The sequence below is a fragment of the thiotrophic endosymbiont of Bathymodiolus puteoserpentis (Logatchev) genome (assembly GCF_900127505.1).
Lineage (GTDB): Bacteria > Pseudomonadota > Gammaproteobacteria > PS1 > Pseudothioglobaceae > Thiodubiliella.
Genome location: NZ_UEXF01000050.1, coordinates 1 through 1693, shown reverse-complemented (window position 1 = coordinate 1693; position 1693 = coordinate 1). Strand labels below are relative to the sequence as shown.

Annotated in this window: 2 protein-coding genes and 1 pseudogene; 1 reads left to right on the top strand and 2 read right to left on the bottom strand. The window is 39.4% G+C overall.

Annotation, left to right across the window (positions count from 1 at the left end):
• Both ruvB and BHECKSOX2_RS06570 read right to left on the bottom strand, forming a co-directional pair.
• Nucleotides 1-723 (bottom strand): Holliday junction branch migration DNA helicase RuvB (gene ruvB, locus BHECKSOX2_RS06575; RefSeq protein WP_139682958.1); only part of this gene is annotated, 723 nt, incomplete at its 3' end.
• A 6-nt stretch (nucleotides 724-729) separates the two neighbouring features.
• Entirely contained in the window at nucleotides 730-1242 is a 513-nt protein-coding gene (locus BHECKSOX2_RS06570) for a lipoprotein insertase outer membrane protein LolB (RefSeq protein ID WP_139682957.1), read from the bottom strand.
• 70 nt (nucleotides 1243-1312) lie between these two features.
• On the opposite strand from BHECKSOX2_RS06570, the pseudogene hemA reads away from it, so the two are divergent.
• A pseudogene (gene hemA, locus BHECKSOX2_RS06565) lies at nucleotides 1313-1693 on the top strand (glutamyl-tRNA reductase); the annotation flags it as partial.

Here is a 1693-nt window from a genome sequence, read left to right as displayed (position 1 = left end):
GATGCCATTGGTTTTAACATCAGCAAAATCACGCACTCGGCGTAATAATCGATTCGCAATTCTTGGTGTGCCACGAGAACGCTTAGCAATCTCTAATGCGCCGTCTGATTCTATCTGGATATCTAAAATATCGGCAGAACGCACTACAATTTTTTGTAGATCTTTTACTTCATAAAACGCCAAGCGTTGAACAATGCCAAATCTATCTCTAAGTGGTGAGGTTAACATGCCCGCACGCGTCGTCGCACCAATCAAAGTAAACGGTGGTAACTCCAGTTGCACAGAATGTGCAGCTATCCCCTCACCCACCATAATATCAAGTTTGAAATCTTCCAAAGCAGGGTATAGAATTTCTTCCACTACAGGGTTTAAACGATGAATCTCGTCAATAAACAACACATCATAGGGTTCAAGTTTGGTGAGCATTGCTGCCAAATCCCCTGAGCGTTCTAATACAGGGCCAGAGCTTTGCTTAAGTCCTGCACCCATTTGATTGGCAATCACATTTGCCAAAGTGGTTTTTCCCAGCCCTGGTGGGCCATAAATTAGTGTGTGATCCAGTGCATCGCCACGCTTTTTAGCGGCTTTAATAAACAATGCCATTTGAGATTTAACATCTTTTTGACCGATATATTCGTTCAGTAATTTAGGACGAACCGAAGTCATAATAATGGTTTCGTTTTCTTGGCTCTCTGCGCTGACTAAGGAATCTTCTTCTATCATGTTGACTTATTTTAACCGATTAACCTCTTGTAGCAGAAGTTTGATTTTAATGTGTTTGTCTGAATAGCTTAAACGGATAATTTTTGGATAAGCAATCCCATTAAACACTTGATGTTTATCGGTACTAATCTGCCAATCTTGTATCTTGTTATGATTACCTTTAAAAACAATACTCTCTAAAACTTCTACTGGAAAATACCAACCCAACTCAAGATTCATCCACTGTTTTAAAGTCAACAAAGTAGGCTTGTTGTCAATAAGCAAGCCTTGCTCAGTTTGCTTTATTTGTATTTGCCCAAATCCAAGTGGACCACTAAGTGTTAATTGATAGTATCCGCCCTGCTGGCTAAATTCAAAGCCTGCCATTTCAGTTTTTTTGTTGGACATGGCACTGAGTCGCCCCTCTATCGTCCATACACTTGGAATACTACTTGAATAAACCAACGGCCCAGGGTGCTTTGGTATTGTTGAGCAAGCAGACAAAAAGCCAAATAACAACAAGAATACAAGTATTTTCATGGCTGTGTATTGTAACGGCAAACAATGCTCTTATGATATAATTGAGCGTTTATTTATCTAATTTTTGCTCGTGTCTAAAATTGCCATTTTGAGTGTTAACCATCAACTTACCCCTGTTGAAGTGCGTGAGAAAGTTGTGTTTTCACCTAATGAATTATCCAATGCTTTGAAGCAATTCAACAGTATTCAAGGTATTGAGGCTTGTGTCATTTTGTCAACTTGTAATCGCTCTGAAATTTACAGTATTGTTGATGATGATAATGCACAACAAATACTGAGTGATTATCTTGCCACCACCCATAATATTGCCAGAGAAAAGTTAGACCCTTATCTGGTTTATTTTGAAGGCGATGATGCACTCAAGCATATCTGTCGCGTAGCAACTGGACTGGATTCTTTGGTATTGGGAGAGCCACAAATCTTAGGGCAACTTAAAGATGCTTACCATACT

Excerpts from the sequence above, each read along its gene's own strand:
- BHECKSOX2_RS06570 (WP_139682957.1), bottom strand. The coding sequence starts at position 1,242 with ATGAAAATACTTGTATTCTTGTTGTTATTTGGCTTTTTGTCTGCTTGC.